The 15905-nt window shown below is 61.9% G+C and carries 16 protein-coding genes, 1 tRNA gene and 1 pseudogene; 10 read left to right on the plus strand and 8 right to left on the minus strand.

The features are described from left to right. The first annotated feature begins 108 nt into the window (after positions 1 to 108). From WI560_RS31235 to WI560_RS31255, 5 genes and pseudogenes are all read left to right on the plus strand, one after another. Positions 109 to 1008, plus strand: a complete 900-nt coding sequence (locus tag WI560_RS31235; RefSeq protein WP_375306239.1) for a LysR family transcriptional regulator — start codon at positions 109 to 111, stop codon at positions 1006 to 1008. A 261-nt stretch (positions 1009 to 1269) separates the two neighbouring features. Then, positions 1270 to 2892 (plus strand): chaperonin GroEL, encoded by a 1623-nt coding sequence (gene groL, locus WI560_RS31240; RefSeq protein ID WP_375306240.1) that lies wholly within the window; start codon positions 1270 to 1272, stop codon positions 2890 to 2892. A 45-nt stretch (positions 2893 to 2937) separates the two neighbouring features. Further along, entirely contained in the window at positions 2938 to 3156 is a 219-nt protein-coding gene (locus WI560_RS31245) for a ChaB family protein (RefSeq protein ID WP_375306241.1), read from the plus strand. A gap of 113 nt (positions 3157 to 3269) precedes the next feature. After that, complete coding sequence (locus WI560_RS31250; protein ID WP_375306242.1) at positions 3270 to 3791, plus strand: Hsp20/alpha crystallin family protein; 522 nt, start codon at positions 3270 to 3272, stop codon at positions 3789 to 3791. Between the two features lie 88 nt (positions 3792 to 3879). Then, positions 3880 to 4603 (plus strand): annotated as a pseudogene (locus tag WI560_RS31255) (CBS domain-containing protein). A gap of 157 nt (positions 4604 to 4760) precedes the next feature. Here the strand turns inward: WI560_RS31255 and WI560_RS31260 are convergent. From WI560_RS31260 to WI560_RS31270, 3 genes are all read right to left on the minus strand, one after another. Beyond that, positions 4761 to 5216: a CBS domain-containing protein gene (locus tag WI560_RS31260; protein WP_375306243.1), complete on the minus strand. Its 456-nt coding sequence runs from the start codon at positions 5214 to 5216 to the stop codon at positions 4761 to 4763. 32 nt (positions 5217 to 5248) lie between these two features. Next, complete coding sequence (locus tag WI560_RS31265) at positions 5249 to 6070, minus strand: universal stress protein (protein WP_375306244.1); 822 nt, start codon at positions 6068 to 6070, stop codon at positions 5249 to 5251. Between the two features lie 110 nt (positions 6071 to 6180). Further along, entirely contained in the window at positions 6181 to 6624 is a 444-nt protein-coding gene (locus WI560_RS31270; RefSeq protein ID WP_375308957.1) for a host attachment protein, read from the minus strand. 126 nt (positions 6625 to 6750) lie between these two features. On the opposite strand from WI560_RS31270, the gene WI560_RS31275 reads away from it, so the two are divergent. Beyond that, a complete protein-coding gene (locus WI560_RS31275) occupies positions 6751 to 7437 on the plus strand; it encodes a CBS domain-containing protein (RefSeq protein WP_375308958.1) in 687 nt (228 codons plus the stop codon). Positions 7438 to 7457: 20 nt separating this feature from the next. Next, positions 7458 to 7670 (plus strand): hypothetical protein, encoded by a 213-nt coding sequence (locus WI560_RS31280; RefSeq protein WP_080672208.1) that lies wholly within the window; start codon positions 7458 to 7460, stop codon positions 7668 to 7670. A gap of 124 nt (positions 7671 to 7794) precedes the next feature. Here the strand turns inward: WI560_RS31280 and WI560_RS31285 are convergent, their stop codons facing one another. The 3 genes from WI560_RS31285 to WI560_RS31295 all read right to left on the minus strand — a co-directional run bounded on the left by WI560_RS31285 (position 7795) and on the right by WI560_RS31295 (position 11303). Beyond that, a complete protein-coding gene (locus tag WI560_RS31285) occupies positions 7795 to 8103 on the minus strand; it encodes a hypothetical protein (RefSeq protein WP_375306245.1) in 309 nt (102 codons plus the stop codon). A 16-nt stretch (positions 8104 to 8119) separates the two neighbouring features. Next, a complete protein-coding gene (locus WI560_RS31290) occupies positions 8120 to 9580 on the minus strand; it encodes a trypsin-like peptidase domain-containing protein (RefSeq protein ID WP_375306246.1) in 1461 nt (486 codons plus the stop codon). Between the two features lie 382 nt (positions 9581 to 9962). Beyond that, positions 9963 to 11303, minus strand: a complete 1341-nt coding sequence (locus WI560_RS31295) for an agarase (protein ID WP_375308959.1) — start codon at positions 11301 to 11303, stop codon at positions 9963 to 9965. A 143-nt stretch (positions 11304 to 11446) separates the two neighbouring features. Between WI560_RS31295 and WI560_RS31300 the strand changes: the two genes are divergently transcribed. After that, positions 11447 to 12784 (plus strand): GH1 family beta-glucosidase, encoded by a 1338-nt coding sequence (locus WI560_RS31300; protein WP_375306247.1) that lies wholly within the window; start codon positions 11447 to 11449, stop codon positions 12782 to 12784. Between the two features lie 176 nt (positions 12785 to 12960). On the opposite strand, the gene WI560_RS31305 is transcribed toward WI560_RS31300, so the two are convergent. After that, positions 12961 to 13050, minus strand: a tRNA-Ser gene (locus tag WI560_RS31305). 503 nt (positions 13051 to 13553) lie between these two features. After that, the gene (locus tag WI560_RS31310) at positions 13554 to 14678 is read right to left on the minus strand and encodes an ROK family protein (RefSeq protein ID WP_375306248.1); all 1125 of its coding nucleotides are present in this window, start codon (positions 14676 to 14678) and stop codon (positions 13554 to 13556) included. Positions 14679 to 15009: 331 nt separating this feature from the next. Here WI560_RS31310 and rplU point away from each other — a divergent pair, with 331 nt between their 5' ends. Both rplU and rpmA read left to right on the plus strand, forming a co-directional pair. Beyond that, positions 15010 to 15396 (plus strand): 50S ribosomal protein L21, encoded by a 387-nt coding sequence (gene rplU / locus WI560_RS31315; RefSeq protein WP_028133239.1) that lies wholly within the window; start codon positions 15010 to 15012, stop codon positions 15394 to 15396. Positions 15397 to 15499: 103 nt separating this feature from the next. Continuing rightward, positions 15500 to 15769 carry a 50S ribosomal protein L27 gene (gene rpmA / locus WI560_RS31320; protein ID WP_028133240.1) on the plus strand — a complete coding sequence of 90 codons (270 nt, stop codon included), beginning with the start codon at positions 15500 to 15502 and terminating at the stop codon, positions 15767 to 15769. The last annotated feature ends 136 nt before the right edge of the window (positions 15770 to 15905 follow it).

Genomic DNA, 15905 nt, shown 5'->3' on the forward strand with positions numbered 1-15905 from the left:
TCATCCCCCTGGGCAGCTGCGGTTTCGTCGTCCGCGCAACATGCACTTTATTGCAGGGTCGTTTATGAGATAAGACAGAAAGAACTCATCAACTCATGAATTTTGCCTATGAATATCACCTTGCGGCAGCTGCGGACCTTCGCCGGCGTGTACCGCACCCGCAGCATCACGCGGGCGGCGCGCGAGCTCGGGATCACGCAATCGGCAGCGAGCCTGTTGATCCAGCAGCTCGAGGGCCAGCTCGGCGTCAGGCTGTTCGACCGCTCCACGCGGTCGGTGCAACCGACGCTGGCCGCCCATGAGGCATTTCACGCCGCCGAACGGATGCTGAGCGATGCGCTGGGCTTGTCGCGGCGCATGCACGACCTCGCGCAAGCGCGCGCCGGCCGCGTCGCGTTCGTCGCGTCAGCCGGCGCCGCATCGGCGCTGCTGCCCCTGGTGCTCGCGACATTCCGCGCTAGCCATCCCGACATCGAGATCGACATGCGCGATGTCGCTGCCGACGATCTCGTGCCGCGCCTGATCGCAACCGACGCGGAATTCGCGATCGGCAGCGTGGAAGGCGAGTTCGCGGAGATGACGATCGAGACGCTGACGCGCGGACGCTTGAGCGCGATCGGCCGCCGCACCACCGAGTTCGCCGCGCGGCGTTCCCTCACATGGGACGAGCTGGCGCAGCTGCCGACGATCGCGATGCGGCGCGAGACACGGATCCGGATGCAGATCGATCAGGCGCTGGGCGCACAGGGCAAGCGTCTGTCGCCAACCTATGAAGTGACGCTGATCAACACCGCGCTCGCCATGACGGCCCAGGGCCTGGGTTTCGCCATCCTGCCCGCGACGATGCTGCCGGCCGACCAGTTTCCGACCCTGATCGCAAGGCCATTGGTGCGCCCGGCCATCACGCGACCGGTGTCCGTGCTGCAGCGGCAGGGCCGAACCCTGTCGCCGGCGGCGCAGGCGTTCGTGGCGACGGCGCGAGCGGTGCTGGCGGAGCGATCGGGGTGAGCTTTGCCGATATGGTGAAAAAAACTGCAGCACAGCAGGCAGCATGTCTCCCGCGAACATGATGGCCGTCGCAATAATCTGCTTTCGCGACTTTTGACCGGCCGGCCCGCTCAGGATTCAGGTCAACGAGGTGGCCGATACGGCTGGAGGCCGTGACATCGGCATCGACATCCTGTTGACCAGGATCAACTCCCGACGAAGCACGGTCGTACACACTGACGACGAAATATCGGCAACGTCGGCACGCCCGAGGGCATTTCAATGGCACACAAACAAGTTCTGTTCCATTCAGCGGCCCGCGAGAAAGTTTTGCGCGGCGCCTCCCTGCTCGCGGATGCGGTGCGGGTCACGCTCGGCCCGAAATCGAAATCCGTTCTGATCCAGAAAGGATGGGGGGCGCCGATCGTCTGCAACGATGGCGTCACCATCGCGAAGGAGTTCGATCTCAAGGATGCCGAAGAGAATCTTGGCGCCCAGGTGCTTCGCCAGGCCGCCGAGAAAACGGGCGACGTCGTCGGCGACGGCACCAGCACCTCGACAATCCTGGCGCAGGCCATCCTGTCGGACGGCGTCCGCAACGTCGTCGCCGGCGCGAGTGCGATCGACCTGAAGCGTGGCCTGGACCGAGGGACGCAGGCTGCCATCGCGGCGTTGCGCGAGATGGCAAAGCCGGTGAAGACCAGGGCCGAAAAGGCGCAAGTCGCGACGATTTCGGCCCATAACGATACGTCGATCGGCGAACTGGTCGCCGACGCGATCGAGAAGGTCGGCGGCGACGGCGTGATCTCGGTCGAGGAGTCCAAGACGACGGAGACGCTCCTGGACGTCGTCGAAGGCATGAAATTCGATCGTGGCTTCCTCTCCCCCTATTTCGTCACGGATGCAGACCGGATGGAATCGGTGCTGCAGGATCCCTACGTTCTGCTCTGCGACCACAAGATCGGCGCATTGCGCGACCTCGTGCCCCTGCTCGAGCAGGTGGCCAAGAGCGGCCGGTCGCTCCTGATCATCGCCGAAGACATCGAAGGCGAGGCTCTGGCGACGCTTATCGTCAATCAGCTTCGCGGCGTGCTCAAGGCGTGCGCGGTCAAGGCGCCGGGGTTCGGCGATCGGCGCAAGGCCATGCTGGAAGACATCGCAATTCTGACCGGCGCGCAGGTGATCTCGGAGGAGATCGGCCTGAAGCTGGAAAACGCCACCCTGCAACAGCTCGGCCGCGCTGCGCGTGTGGTTGCCGACAAGGAGAACACCACCCTGATCGGAAGCGGCGGCGACCGTTCGCGCATCGACGCACGGCTGGCGCAGATCCGCGTCGAGATCGAGAAGACCACCAGCGACTACGACCGGGAGAAGCTCGAGGAACGCCTCGCGAAGCTGTCCGGCGGCGTCGCGGTGATCCGGGTCGGGGCGCCGACCGAGGCCGAGATGAAGGCGAAGAAGGAGGCGCTCGACGACGCCATCAGCTCGACCAAAGCAGCCGTTGCGGAGGGCATCGTGCCTGGCGGCGGACTTGCGCTGCTTCGAACAGTGGCAGCCGTGGCCAAGGAAGAAGCGGCTTGCGAGGGGGACGAGCGCACTGGCGTGCAGATCCTGAGGCGCGCGCTCGAAGCGCCGGCGCGCCAGATCGCCGAAAACTCCGCTACGGACGGCGGCGTCGTGGTCGCGCGGATGCTCAGCAGTGAAGGCAATCTCGGTTTCGACGCCGCCCGTAAGGTGTATGTCGATCTGGTGGAAGCCGGCATTGTCGACCCTGTAAAGGTGGTGCGGATCGCACTGGAAAACGCCGTCTCCGTGGCCAGCGTCCTGCTTCTGACCGAGGCGACGATGACGGAAATTCCGGAGCCGAAGCGCGAGCGGTTACCGGAACACGATCTGGCGATGTAGCCGCAGCGGCTCTCCGCTTCAGCCCTTCGAACAGGAGACATCGGGATGCCCTACCGTTCGAACATGGAGCTTCCATCGGGCGTGCGGCACCACCTGCCACCTCATGCCCTCGACATCTACCGCGAAGCGTTCAACCATTCCTTTGCTTCACACGCGGGGGACCTTCGTCAGGAGGAAATCGCGCATCGAACCGCATGGGCCGCCGTGAAGCGCTGCTACGTGAAACGTGGCGATCAGTGGCTGCCAAAATGGCCCGATGCGTAGATATCAAATTTTTCCTGCACCGCTTTTGCATTTGAGGAGGATCAATCAAAGCCCGATGGCTCGGCCTATCTTTCCGGCGACCGGATGGTCAAACCTCAATGGAGTAGGCGATCATGGCAACCGAAACCAAGCTACCTGTCACCAAGACGTCCACCGCGCCCGCCGCTGCCGGCGAGACTTGGCAGCCGTTTCAGGCGCTGAGAAACGAAATCGATCAGATCTTCGACGATTTCGGCAACGGGTTCTGGAACCGGCCGTTCCGGTCGCTCGCACGGCTTGAGCGTGACCTGCCGAAGACCTTCAACGCGCCGGCCGTCGATGTCGCCGAGAGCGACAAGGCTTACGAGATTACCGCGGAACTTCCCGGCCTCGACGAGAAGAACATCGAGGTCAAGCTCGCTAACGGCGGTCTCACCATCCGCGGCGAGAAGAAGGAAGAGACCGAAGAGAAGAACAAGGACTATTACGTATCCGAGCGCCGGTATGGCTCCTTCGAGCGCTACTTCGCGCTGCCCGACGGCGTCAACGCCGACAAGATCGAGGCGACCTTCAAGAACGGCGTGCTCAAGGTTACGCTGCCCAAAACCGAGGAAGCCCAAAAGCCGGCCAAGACGATCAATGTGAAAGCCGCGTGACGGCCCCGCTGGCGCGAGGCGGTCGTTGTCGCCGTCTCGCGCCGATTCCGGCGCCTTACCGTTTCATCAGCCTTCCGAGGACGAGGAAATGCACGCAATTCATGTCATGACGAGAGACGTCGTCGCCGTAACCCCGCACACGACGATCGAGGAAGCCGCGAAGATCATGCTTCGGATGCACATCAGCGGGCTGCCCGTCATCGACGACGCTGGCAACTTGGTCGGCATGGTTTCGGAAAGCGACTTCTTGCGTCGCAGCGAGATCGGCACTGGGCGTCGCCATGCCGTCTGGTTGACCTTCTTCATGGGACCGGGGCGAGCGGCCGCAGAGTTCATTCACGAGCGCGGCCGAAAGGTCGCGGACGTCATGACGCGGGACGTTATCACGGTTCAGGAAGAGACGTCCTTGTCGGATATCGTCGCCCTGATGGAAAAGCATGACATCAAGCGAGTTCCCGTGATGCGCGGCAAGAAGCGCGGTCGGAATCGTCACGAGAAGCAATCTGCTGCAAGCCATGGCGAGCCTTGCTCACGAAATCCCGGACCCGACCGCCGACGACGAGCACATCCGCGAACGCATCACCAGGGCTGTCGAAGCCACGGACTGGCGCCCCATAGGCTTCAGGGTCACTGCCCGGCAGGGGGTCGTCCATCTGCACGGGCTCATCACCACCGATGAGGCTCGACGGGCGGCCATTGTCGCGGCCGAGAACACCAATGGCGTCAAGGAAGTCCACGACCACCTTTGCTTCGTCGATACGTATTCCGGATACGCCGTGGAATCACCGGAGGACCTGAAGGCTGCGGGTTAGTCCGATTCCGCGACTCGTTGGATCGCCACAATCATCGCTTGGGCCTGATCATAGGATTCTACCCACGAAGGGCCGGATATTCGCTATTGGCGCATCCCTCAGCGGCATCGACGCCTGTGCGACCTTGTCTCCGAACTCCCTGAGGACTTTCCGGCTCCTATCTCGATCGTCTCAACCGTTCCTCAAGAGCTACGAGCAGCTGTGTACGGCCGAGAACGCCGACAAGCTTCTTGTCACGCAGGACCAACACCTGGGAGATCTCGTAGATGTCCATCTGTTTGACAACCTCCTCCATCGAGGCTTCTTCATCGACGCAGACGGGGTGACGACTCATGACGGCGGCGACTCGAAGCCCGCTCGTCCGCTCTCGGGCGAGCTGACCCTCGTCTTTTCCGAGCAGCCATTCGAGCCAAAACCCCTCAGGGAACTCCACTCCCAACTCGCGTCTGTGGAGGAAATCCCCCTCGGAAATGATGCCGACCAGAGACCCTACCTCGTCCACCACCGGCAGGCCGCGCTGATTGGTTTCGAGCAAGAGATGGATAGCGTCAAGCAGCGGCGCACCTGGTCTTATTGTTGCGAACCGGGTTCGCATCACATCTGCCGCTTTCATTGCTCCACTCCGTCAAAGCCGCATTTTGCCGCCTAGTGAGACATGAGGACGCAGATCCTGGCGTCTCGCAGGAGACCGAGCGTCATGCCTCCGAAGATCCATTCACCCAATCTGCTATGGCCGTAGCCCCCTGCAACAATGAGATCGGCACGAACGTCCTCGGCAAGGCGAATGAGATACCCGGCATCGGCCTCTGCCGTATGCACCCGGATTTCGTGCTCGCAATTGGCTCCATGTTTCTTGAGATAATCGGCGACATCCCGCACGCGGCGGCGTGCCGCGTCCTGTTCGTCCGAGGTGCATATTTCGGTTATGGTGACTTTTGAAGCGCGAGTCAGGAACGGCATTGCGTCCCGAACGGCGCGGCGCGCCTCGCGCGTATCCTTCCAACCAACCACGATCTGGTCTCCGGACAATTCCGTCACGCCGTCGGGTACCGATAGAGTCGGGCGCCCCATGCGCAGCATGGCTTCTGCCGGGTCGAAGAAGTGAGAAGGACCGGCGTTAGGCGGTCTGCGTTTGACGACGACGAGATCTGCCGCCCTCGCCTGCTCAATCACGAAGTCGGTCGGATTCTCGATCGCCCAGCGCCATTCGACCTTCTCGCTCGTCGAACGCACAACTCTCCTGAACCAAACCTCCTTTTCCGCAAGAGCATTTCGCATGCGCCTGATGTCGTCCTCGGTGGCCTGTTCAATGATGACGCCTTCCGCCACGAACGGAGGCTGCACGGCCATAGCGGACACACCCAGAATCGAGGCCTCGAACCTCGAGGCGACACTATCCGCGACGGCGACTTGTCCCGCTTCCTGCTGATCGGTGTCGACGTAAACCATGACGCTGGCGATTGACATGAGGTTCCTCCGGAAATGCGCGCCTTCTTCTTTATCGCTCGGCGGGTAACTCACCCGTTGAGCAGGATCAAACCCTGGACCGCAGCTGGCCGCATCAACGGGCCCACCTCCTATCCCTGGAGATGCCTCTCGATTTCGTCGACCGGATGCTTGGTGAGATCCTTGTCGAGTTCGCCGATAATCCGCCGTTTGACATCGTCATGAAAGGCGGAGCGAAGCTCTGCCAAGGTTCGGGGCGGCGCGACAACAATGAGGGGTGTCGACTGCTCGCTGCGAATGAGCTGCTCGGCGGCCGCCGCGACCTGCCTCACGAAGCGGCTTTCCTCGAGCTCGTGCCAATCGGTGGTCTCCACGGCACTCCTGTGCGAGGAATGGGAAGCCTTGCTGACCCGACCCGGCCGGTCTGCTCCTTGTGAATGCGTCGGCGGATTGTCGTGCTCAAACACCGCTTGTGCTTTCAGGTGCGGAAACTTCTCGTCCCCTTCGTTGCGCAGGAATAATGCTTTCCGTCCGTCACCTACGAACACGATTGCCCGATGCGGTATCCTGACCATTTCGGCCTCCTTGGTGAACACTGCAAATTGCTATCGCTCCGTCGAGCGCCCCCTTTGATCAGCATCAAGCCAAAGGATTCCCAAGCTGGCACGTTGCAGCAATACGGAACCGACAAGGAGCCTGTTATGCAAGCACGCGACATCATGATGTCCCCGGTCGTGACAGTCGGCCCGCACGCGTCCGTTCAGCAGGTCGCGAAGATCCTGCTGGAACGCCGGATCAGCGCGGTGCCGGTAGTGGATTCCGACAACAAGCTTCTTGGAATTGTGAGCGAGGGCGATCTCATGCACCGGGCGGAGAGCGGTACCGAGCGCTCCTATTCCTGGTGGCTGCGCCTGTTGACCGGTGACGCCGAACAGGCAGCTGATTACGTCAGATCGCACTCGGCCAAGGTACAAGACGTCATGGTCAAAGACGTCGTGACCGCGTCGCCCGAGACGCCCTTGAACGATATTGCGATGCTGCTTGAGAAGCGGCAGATCAAACGCGTCCCGATCGTCAACAGAGAAGGTCAGCTCGTCGGGATCGTCAGCCGCTCCAATCTGCTTCAGGCTATCGCGAGTGCCCGGCCGAAGCTCGAAATATCTCTTCCGGATGCCGCCATCAGGAAAAGGTTCTTGGACGAGCTCAAGAAGCAACCTTGGGCTCATACGCTCAATGTGAATGCCACGGTCCAGAATGGTGTGATGGATCTCTGGGGCTTCGCGCCGTCAGTCGCTGAGCGCACGGCTATCCGCGTGGTCGCGGAAGCCGTCCCTGGCGTGCAAACCGTCAACGATCACCTGCTCGAAACCCCGGCCTTTGTCTATTGATCGCGTCTGGAGGGTTTGCCATGGCCCACTTCACCGTCCGCTTCCTGAAGGACGTGCTCGGCGATCAGGGGCAACCCTGCGAAGCTTGCCAACGTACCATTGACGTTGACGCACGGGACGCTGCTGAAGCCGCGGCTCTGGCAGCGCAACAATTTTGCGAACTCCGCGAAATACGAGATTGGTCGCTACATGCGGATCGCATCGACGTGCAACCAGCAGACTTCCCGTCTTGATCCAGGAGAGGCCTGAACGCCGACGGCTGATCTGAACGAGCGCCCCGCCCTGGATCTCATCCAGCTTGTCCTCAAGCTCGTGCAAAGTGAAATTTGCGGCGCATGCCTTGCCTCCTGACTAACGTCAGTCCAGGGTCATCAGGGTGATAAAGAGGTGAAACAGCTGCCATCCGAAGGTGATCAGCAGGGCCCCCGCGATGAGTATCTTTCCGTACCAAGAGACCTTGGGGCTGATACGAACCCATCTTCGGGAACCCTTATTCGCCGACAGCACCTGACGCTCTGCCGGCAACAAATCCGCTGCGCGATCACCCGGTTCGCTGATTGCACTGCTCTTTGTTCTGGCTTCCATAGTCGTATGGTCGCCGAAGCAAATGGCGGCGCCTTGATATCGGTCAAGGAGGATATTGTCTTCCTTTCCCGGCAGGCTCATCCTCTCCGAGCCTTGCTCAGGTGATGGGAACGGCGACGAAATTCATCGCGCCGGCACGTTTGATCCGGACCAGAATCGTGCGCCTGGATTGTGCACGGGCCTCGTTGACCATCCTATCGAGGTCGGCGCCGGCGACGATGGGCTGTCCCCCGATGCCTATAATGATGTCGCCGACCTGAAGGCCACCGTCTGCCGCGCCGCTGCCCGGCCTGATTTCGAGCACCACCACCCCGGTATCCCCGGCACCTGGGACAAGACGGGCTGGCGCGATCGTGAGGCCAAGCTCCGCCCGTTCCTTCAACTCCGCTTGCTTGTCTTTAGGCAATTCTCTCGCGCGGGGAAGCTCGCCCACCGTCAGTTCGATCGACATCTCCCGCGCATTCCTGAGGATGCGGAGATGGATGACCGTGCCTGGGGTGATCTCAGCTACCCTCCTGGCGAAGTCGCGAGGATTTTTCACCTCGAGATCATTCACGAAAGTAATCACGTCGCCAGGCTCTACACCTTGCTTGGCTGCGGGCCCTTCATCGAGCTGCGCAACGAGAGCACCCCGGGTGCTCCTCAGGTTCAGCGCGTCGGCAATGCCGGTCGAAATCTCTTGAAGGTAGACTCCAACCCAACCGCGAGAGACGTAGCCTTTCTCTCGCAGCTGGCGGACGACCGATCTCACCGTCTCCGCCGGCACATCGAACGCCACCCCCACCGATCCGCCCGACGGCGAGTAGATGACGGTGTTGACCCCGATGACCTCCCCTCTCACGTTGAACGATGGCCCGCCGGAATTGCCCTTGTTGACCGGAGCATCGATCTGGATGAAATCGTTGTAGGATTCTCCGCCAATATCGCGGCCGAGGGCCGAAACGATCCCGGCGGTGACCGTGCCGCCGAGCCCGAATGGATCGCCGATCGCAAGCACCCAGTCGCCTATCCGAGGCCCCGCCGCAGCAAAACGCACGTAAGGCAGGTCACCTGGAGCGGAGATCCTGATCAGCGCGAGATCGGTCTGCGGGTCGCTGCCGATAAGCTTGGCCGAGTAGATCTTTCCGTCGTCCATCGTTACCTCGATGTCGACGCCCTTGGTTACGACGTGCTCGTTCGTGACAACATAGCCGTCACCGGAGATCAGGAATCCCGCGCCAACCGTGACGTCGGACCCGGGAGCCGGATCGGAAGGAATCTGCACACCGAATTGCCGGAACAACCGGTCCAACAGCGATCCGGCCGGCGGCAGCTGCCCCCGCTCGCCGTCACCCGGCTCGGTCTTCACCCGGATGCCCACGACTGCCGGTCTCACCCGTTCAATGACCTCTGCAAATCCGACCGGAGCGGTGACGCCAGCGGCGTCGACCTCGGCGGCGACCGCATGCCCCGCTCCATCCCATGCAAGCGTCGCCCCCAACACCGCGACGCACAGGCCTAATGCGATGAGTTTGCCGGCACAGGCGGCAGCCCGCACACTATTGTTGACGGGACTCACTCTCCCACCTCGTTTCGCGCTCAAATGGCGGCTGAGCTTGGCCGGCTTTCGCACCGGCACGTTGATTTACCTCAACCGAACTGACGCATCACGTAAGCTGAAACAATCATCAGAAGCCGCTGGCTTCCCCAAGGCCGGCCAACTTTGGTTTTTGGTGCGCCCAATGTGGACCACTTCATCAGCCTTTTGAACGGCGATGATCTGACGCCTGACAAACGAACGGCTATCACCACGTTGTTGATCACCGAGCTGGATAAGCTCGCGAATGAGCCCCAACGCATTGGCGCGAATGGAACGGCGCCGCCGCACAAACTTGACTGCTAACGGAGGAAAGCGACCCTAGTCCGCATGCGTGACGCGGACCGTTTCATGAGTTCACCGCCTAGATGAGAGCCGGGACAGCCGCGGCATGAATGCGCTCCGCCGATGCGTTCACCCTGGTCATGGTCCGCGTCAGCTCTTCATAAACCTGATCCTCGATCGTGACGGTTCCGAAATTCGAATCTTCGCCGTCAAATCGCCCCTGCGCCGGCTCATCGGCATGCTCGAACCAGTGATAGCCGACCACATTCGGCTTGCTGAGCGCCGCCGCAACGTAGCCCTCGAAAGCTCGGGCGCGCTCTGTCTGGGTCGCCACCCGGGGGCCCCCTCCCTTCGTATTCGGCAAGCCTGCATCGTCGCCTCGAAATGAGAATTCAGTAATGAGGCATGGCTTCCCGGCGGCAGCGTAAGCGTCGATGACCGGGCCGGGGTCGAACTCGTAGCAATTGAAGGAAATGACATCGAGATGGCGGCCGGCAGCCGCGATGACGCCTGCCGGCGGCTGATAGCCGAACCGGGATCCGAGCACGAGATGATTGGGATCGGCCGTCTTGATGGCCGAGACACACAGTTCGAAATATCTGTCAGCCACGACAGCCACGAAGGCATCGCAATCTGCCGAGAAGGCCTCGCGGCAGGGATCTGCTAGATTGGCCTTGGTCTCGAGAGCGTCGTTCAAGACGCCGGGACGAAGCCTGACGAACGGGGCCGCGACATGTTCGATTCTGCCGAGCTCCTGCCAGGATCGCGCCTGAGTGCGCCAGACCGCATTGAACTGATCAAAATCCTGATAGCGCGCCTGCAGTCCCGCGATAGCGGCGTCCCTGCCAGGTCGACGAGACGGCAGGTTCAGGAACAGCGTCAGAAGCTCGTCGGTGTTACGCCAGTCGGGTGACCAGTAGAGCTCGTTATCGATGAAGGTCCCGAGCAAGCCGGGATCATTGCGGCGATGCCGGCAACGCTTATTGGCGCTCGCACGGATATGCGCCCAGAATTCGGGATCGAAAACATCAGGGAAGACTTGATCGCGCCGGTGCAGGCGGAAGGACGCGCCGAGCTCCGCGATCGGCGTGGTTGCCAGCAAGTGCGATCCGGAACTGGCAACGAGCTCGTCCGACCAGCAGCCGACCGTGTTGAAGGCCCAGCTTGCCAGCCGGTCAGACACGGCCGTGCGCCAGATCTGCAGGCTGCCATACTTGGCCCGGCAGGCCTCGGCATAGGGCACGCGCTCGCTCCCCCCAATGCGTTCCTGATCGAAGCGGATCGTATTGACCCCCTTCGAGAGGAAACGGCCTCCGTCCGGATCGACGAGCCAGAATACGCCATTGCGCTCGGCGATGCGAAAGTAGCCGCTCCCGCTGAGGTCGCCGTCAACGACCCCGCCCCATCTGGTTCTCTGCAATTGCGGCCCCCGGCAACGGTCTTGGGATGTCAATCCTTTGCACGGCCGCGCCGGAACTTGTTGAGCTATCTCAATACCGTCCGGAACCAGCATGATTACCAATTTCGCGACAATCACGGCGGGCTGGAGCAAGCAGGTCGTTCATGGCGACAACGCAACTGGCGAACACCACGAGCCTGCGCCCGGATTTCATCTGGGGCGTTTCCACCTCGAGCTTCCAGATCGAGGGCGCGACGCGGGAAGACGGCCGCGGGCTCAGCGTCTGGGATATCTACTGTCAGAGCGGTGCCATCAAGAATCACGATACCGGCGATGTCGCGTGTGACCATTATCATCGCTATCGCGAGGATGTCGGCCTGATGAAGGCCCTTGGCGTGCAGGCTTACCGGTTCTCCGTGGCCTGGCCGCGCGTGCTGCCGCAAGGGACGGGCTCCGCCAACGAGGCTGGCCTTGCATTCTACGACCGCTTGATCGACGCGCTCTTGGCCGCCGGAATCGAGCCATGGCTGTGCCTCTATCATTGGGACCTGCCCCAGGCCCTGGAGGAGCGGGGCGGCTGGCTGAACCGGGAGTCCACGACTTGGTTCGCCGACTACGCGGCTCTGGCCGCCAGGCGCTTTGGCGACCGGGTCAAGCGGTTTGCGACATTCAACGAGCCGTCCATTTTCACTCTCTTCGGCCGCTCGCTCGGCAAGCGGGATCGCCGAAGCGAACATGAGCTCCACCGCATGATCCACCACGTCAATCTCGCGCACGGGGCTGCTGTCGACGTGCTGCGCGCGAGCGTCGCTGGCGCCTCGATCGGATGCATTCACAATCGGCAGCCCTGTCGGCCCTCCACCGCAAACGAAGCCGATGCGGCGGCGGCGGCGCGCCTGAGCATGTATTGGAATGATATTTTTCCCGATCCGCAATGCGTTGGCGCTTATCCTGCGTCGATGCGGACAGCGATCGAGCCGCATATGCAACCCGGCGATATGGCGCGCATTTGCCGTCCGGTCGATTGGTTTGGACTGAACCATTACAGTCCGGTCTATGTGAAGGAGAGCGCGGATTCGATGCTGGGTTACGACTTCGGCGACAAGCCTGCCGGCACCCCCTTGACGCCGATCGGCTGGCCGATCGATCCCGAAGCTTTCCGGCAAACCATCCAGTCCGTCCACGCGCGTTATGGGCTGCCGATCTACGTCCTCGAAAACGGATACGGCAGCTTCGACGAGCCCGACCAGACGGGTTCGGTGAACGATGGCGACCGAATTGAATTCCTGAAGGCCTATATCGAGGCGATGAATGCCGCCGCCTCCAGCGGAGCCGATCTGCGCGGCTATTTCATCTGGTCGCTGCTCGACAATTTCGAATGGGATTCCGGATACAGCAACAGGTTCGGCCTAGCCTATGTGGACTATGTCTCGCTGCGGCGGATACCGAAGGCTTCGTTCGGTTGGTACGCCGAGCTCATCAAGGCGTGGCGCTCGTCATGACGGCCACTTCTTCGACGCCCGCCATTCTGCTCGCAGACATCGGGGAGACCAACGCTCGCTTCTCGAAGCGGCGGCATGGGCTCTGCCCCGTCTTCCGTCGAGCAGCCTGTTGCAGCTTGGCGGACGAGAGCGCATCGCGGGCTACGAGAAGAAAGCGCCGGATCGGATTTCAGAGCTGGCGGAGAGGGAGGGATTCGAACCCCCGATAGGCTTGCACCTATGCCGCATTTCGAGTGCGGTGCATTCAACCACTCTGCCACCTCTCCTGAAGGCGCCATATATCATATATAGAGGCAGGGCCCCTGTGGTTGGGGGCGTTAATAGGCGAGGATGGCCGGCCAGACAAGGCGCGGGAGACGAAAATCAGACCGGTTTTCCAGCTCCGTCCTGGGATGTCGCGATGGCGGCAAGGCCAATTGCGGATTTGGGCGGCACTTTGAGGGAAATGGGCCGCTTCTCAGCCGGCGCGCCGGCCGGGCCGCGCACGGGTGCCGAATCACCGATCCGGTCGGAAAAACGGGGTGGGACCGCCAGACGCGGTAAACACTGGCGGTCCCGGTGCCGCTCATTGAAACTCTGGCCGTGAAGGGCGGCTTCGCCGGCCAGGCGAGGCGACGATTCGACCCTAGCGTGCGGCGGCCGGTGCGCAACGCAATCCGGTCCTTAACCTAACCGGTCAAGGTTACTCTGGAGCCCGAGAGGGCTTCCGATTCTGTTTGGACGCGTCTTCTTGATGCGAACCGGCATCGACTTCGCTCGAAAACGCCAGCTAGTCGCCCTTCTTGTCCTTCTTCTTGCCGTTGTCCGTGGAATCCCGGTCCTTGCCGTTCTCCTTGCGGCGGTTGGTGAAGCGGGCATTGCCGAGGCCGGTGCCGATGGTGAGCACGCCCCAGCGCTCGACGTCCTGCATGAACGGGACCTCGGAGAGGCCCTGCACCACACCGTCATTGTGCATCAGGATGGCGGTGTCGTGCTCGCCGATCTGCGGAATGCCCTCGAGCAGGCTCGCCGGCAGGTTGAACTTGCTGCTCTCCCAATTGCCGGGAAGATTCTGCGCGCCTTTCTCGATCGAGCCGTCGGCGTTGATCACGCCGGGACAGGCGATGCCGATGAAGGGGGCGAGCTTGTAGCCTTCCTTATCGGCCTCCGTGATCAGCCCCTTCAGCATCTTGGTGAGCCGCTTCACCGCGCCTTCGCGCGTCGGCTCATCGTCGGCATGGCGCCACAGCTCGGAATGCACCACCTTGGCTTTCGACAGGTCCTTGGCTTTTTTCCAGCCGGTTTCCACCAGGCCGCAGCGGATGTTGGTGCCGCCGATGTCGACGGCAATGATGCTGTCATGGGCCTCGAAGATCCAGGACGGCGCCAGATGCAGCGCGCCGATCAGGCCGGCTTCATCGGGGTGATGGCGGATCGGCATCATGTCGATCTTGAAGTCGTCGGATTTGAGGATGATCTCGGCGCGCGCGATCGCGAGCTCGCCGAGCCGGGAATCGCGGAAACCGCCGCCGACGATGATGCGCTCGGTCTTGGCCCAGGCCTTGGTCTTGAGGAAGCGGCGCGTGACGTAAGCGAGCTCCTGGGCGAAATCCTCGATCGCGCTGTGCACCACCGCCGCGGCCTCGGCGTCGTCGCCGATCATGATGGCATCCAGCGTCTTCTTGTTGATCTCCTCCGTCGGCACCTTGCCGAACGGGTCCTCGCCGGTCTTTCGCAGCGGCTTGCGCCAGCCGTCCAGGATGTCGCGGAACGCGCCCTTGCTGGCGCGGTCGCCGAGGAAGCCGTCCTCGTCCTTGATCTCGATGTTGAAGCTGTCGATGTCCACCGACGGCAGCCGCTCGGCGCCGTGATGGGCGATGCCCGTCGTCGTCTTGACCAGTTCGTCCGTTGCCATTGAAGAGCCCTTGCCCGCTTACCTGTTCCGGCCGGGACAACGGCGCGGGAACCGGTTTGTTGCAACGGTCGCCGAATTTCGCATGAAAGCCGGCAGCCCGGCCAAATCCTTCAAATCCGGGCCTTTTTCCGCGGTTTTCCTTGACTTGCGGCCGATGGCGGCTATAAGTCCCACAGCCGGCGCGGGGCGTTTCTCGCGCCGCTTGTTTTTGCGTGGGTTTTCAAGGGGATAAACCCCACCCGCACAAAACGCAGATAAACCCGTAGCGACTGACAAAAAGCCGGCCCGGACAATCCGTCACGAGGCCGGGATTGAACACGGAGAAAGAACGATGTTCGCAGTCATCAAAACCGGCGGCAAGCAATACCGCGTCGTGCCGGATGATGTTCTCGAAGTAGGCAAGATCGAAGGCGAAGTCGGCTCGATCGTGCAGTTGAATGAAGTTCTGGTGGTCGGCGGCGACACGCCGGTGCTGGGCATTCCCACGGTCGCAGGCGCGTCCGTTGCGGTCGAGGTGCTCGACCACAAGCGCGGCCCCAAGGTCATCGCGTTCAAGAAGCGCCGCCGCAAGAATTCGCGCCGCAAGCGCGGCTATCGCGACGAGATCACGGTTCTGCGCGTCAGCGAGATCCTGACCGACGGCGCCAAGCCCACCAAGGGCCCGCGTCCGAAGCGGGAGAAGGTGGCGAAGGAGCCGGCCGCGGAAGCCGCCGAGTAACGCAAGATCGATCACGCCCATTCACGAATTGAGGCGTGAGAAGTTTTGAAATGATTCCGTCAAGGAATTGACCTAGACATACGCAGGATTTCGGAGACGAGCCATGGCTCACAAAAAAGCAGGCGGTTCATCGCGTAACGGACGCGATTCCAAGGGCAAGCGCCTCGGTATCAAGGCGTTCGGCGGGGAGCTCGTCACTCCCGGCAACATCATTGCGCGTCAGCGCGGCACCACCTGGCACCCCGGCCTTAATGTCGGCATGGGCACGGACCATACCCTGTTCGCCAAGATCGAGGGTCGTGTTGCGTTCCAGGCCAAAGCCAACGGCCGCACCTTCGTATCGGTACTCCCGATCGCAGAGGCTGCTGAATAGACGGTGGATCAAATGGAGTCCGCCGGTCCCGACTGAACCGGCGGAGTCCAGATCATAGCGATCGAAGGCTCCAGGGGAGGCGGGAAACCGGCCTCCCCTTTTCTTTTGACTTGCTCACTTTGACTTAGTGACTTTC

The sequence above is a fragment of the Bradyrhizobium sp. A11 genome, assembly GCF_042077125.1.
In the GTDB taxonomy this organism is placed as follows: Bacteria; Pseudomonadota; Alphaproteobacteria; order Rhizobiales; family Xanthobacteraceae; genus Bradyrhizobium; species Bradyrhizobium japonicum_B.

What these genes read in the sequence shown, in the direction of transcription:
- WI560_RS31245 (WP_375306241.1), top strand. Translation starts at nt 2,938, where the DNA reads ATGCCCTACCGTTCGAACATGGAGCTTCCATCGGGCGTGCGGCACCAC.
- WI560_RS31280 (WP_080672208.1), top strand. Translation starts at nt 7,458, where the DNA reads ATGGCCCACTTCACCGTCCGCTTCCTGAAGGACGTGCTCGGCGATCAG.
- WI560_RS31285 (WP_375306245.1), bottom strand. Translation starts at nt 8,103, where the DNA reads ATGAGCCTGCCGGGAAAGGAAGACAATATCCTCCTTGACCGATATCAA.
- WI560_RS31310 (WP_375306248.1), bottom strand. Translation starts at nt 14,678, where the DNA reads ATGGCAACGGACGAACTGGTCAAGACGACGACGGGCATCGCCCATCAC.
- groL (WP_375306240.1), top strand. Translation starts at nt 1,270, where the DNA reads ATGGCACACAAACAAGTTCTGTTCCATTCAGCGGCCCGCGAGAAAGTT.
- WI560_RS31260 (WP_375306243.1), bottom strand. Translation starts at nt 5,216, where the DNA reads ATGAAAGCGGCAGATGTGATGCGAACCCGGTTCGCAACAATAAGACCA.
- WI560_RS31270 (WP_375308957.1), bottom strand. Translation starts at nt 6,624, where the DNA reads ATGGTCAGGATACCGCATCGGGCAATCGTGTTCGTAGGTGACGGACGG.
- WI560_RS31265 (WP_375306244.1), bottom strand. Translation starts at nt 6,070, where the DNA reads ATGTCAATCGCCAGCGTCATGGTTTACGTCGACACCGATCAGCAGGAA.
- rplU (WP_028133239.1), top strand. Translation starts at nt 15,010, where the DNA reads ATGTTCGCAGTCATCAAAACCGGCGGCAAGCAATACCGCGTCGTGCCG.
- WI560_RS31275 (WP_375308958.1), top strand. Translation starts at nt 6,751, where the DNA reads ATGCAAGCACGCGACATCATGATGTCCCCGGTCGTGACAGTCGGCCCG.
- WI560_RS31250 (WP_375306242.1), top strand. Translation starts at nt 3,270, where the DNA reads ATGGCAACCGAAACCAAGCTACCTGTCACCAAGACGTCCACCGCGCCC.
- rpmA (WP_028133240.1), top strand. Translation starts at nt 15,500, where the DNA reads ATGGCTCACAAAAAAGCAGGCGGTTCATCGCGTAACGGACGCGATTCC.
- WI560_RS31235 (WP_375306239.1), top strand. Translation starts at nt 109, where the DNA reads ATGAATATCACCTTGCGGCAGCTGCGGACCTTCGCCGGCGTGTACCGC.
- WI560_RS31300 (WP_375306247.1), top strand. Translation starts at nt 11,447, where the DNA reads ATGGCGACAACGCAACTGGCGAACACCACGAGCCTGCGCCCGGATTTC.